This is a genomic window from Burkholderia sp. AW49-1 (assembly GCF_053427845.1).
The window spans coordinates 1-931 of the sequence record NZ_JBSAXF010000091.1; the positions used below are offsets into that span (position 1 = coordinate 1).

Sequence of the window (931 nt, forward strand, 5' to 3'; positions counted from 1 at the left end):
GGGGCGGCTGCGGGGAGACCACCATCGCGCGCCACGCCGGGGGGCTTATCGAAGTTCGCACGAACACATAAGCCGAACAACGACTCTATCGATCGATAACGACATGAAGACCATCCTTTCCCAACGTCTCACTCAAGGTGCGCTGGTTGCAGCGCTTTGCGCGTCCGTCGCCGGCTGCGGCGGCATGGTGACGCCCGGCGGCCAGAACGCCGGCGTCACGGGGGCTGCCGCGGGCGGCGCGAGCGCCGGCGCGGATTCGCAACTGCAGCGCTGCACGTCGCCGCTCGGCACGATCGCGGTCGACGACGGCCGCAACGCCGACTGGTGGGGCCCGTTCGGCAGCGCGACCAAGGTGACGAGCATCGATCCGCTGTTGCGCCTGGCCGTGCAGCAGTCGAACTGCTTCGTGATCACGTCGATCGGCAACCAGAAGAGCGACGCGCGCCTGTCGCGCATCACGCAGCTGCAGCGCAACTCGGGCGAATACCGTGCGGGTTCGAAGCAGCAGAAGGGTCAGCGCGTCGCGGCCGATTACTACATGGAACCGCAGATCGTGATCAACGATTCGCCGATCGGCGGCATCGGCAGCATGATCGGCGGGCTGATCGGCAACAGCGCAATCGCGGCGGTGGCAGGCCACCTGCAGACGAAGGCGTCGGTCGTGACGCTGACGCTGTTCGACGTGCGCTCGGCCGTGCAGATCGCGGCATCGGAAGGCAGCTCGACGGCGACCAACTACGGCGCGGCGCTGGGCGGCCTGGGCGGTGGCGTGGGCGGCGGTCTCGCCGGCTTCTCGACGACGCCGGAAGGCAAGGCGACGGTCGTCGCGTTCATCGACGCGTGGAACAAGATGGTCGTCGCGCTGCGCAGCTACAAGGCGCAGGACGTCAAGGGCGGCCTCGGTCGCGGCGGGCAGTTGCAGGTCAACTGA

Annotated in this window: 1 protein-coding gene; it reads left to right on the plus strand. The window is 68.1% G+C overall.

The features are described 5' to 3' along the window. Positions 1 to 103 precede the first annotated feature (103 nt). A complete protein-coding gene (locus tag ACV22W_RS33525) occupies positions 104 to 931 on the plus strand; it encodes a hypothetical protein (protein WP_448023819.1) in 828 nt (275 codons plus the stop codon).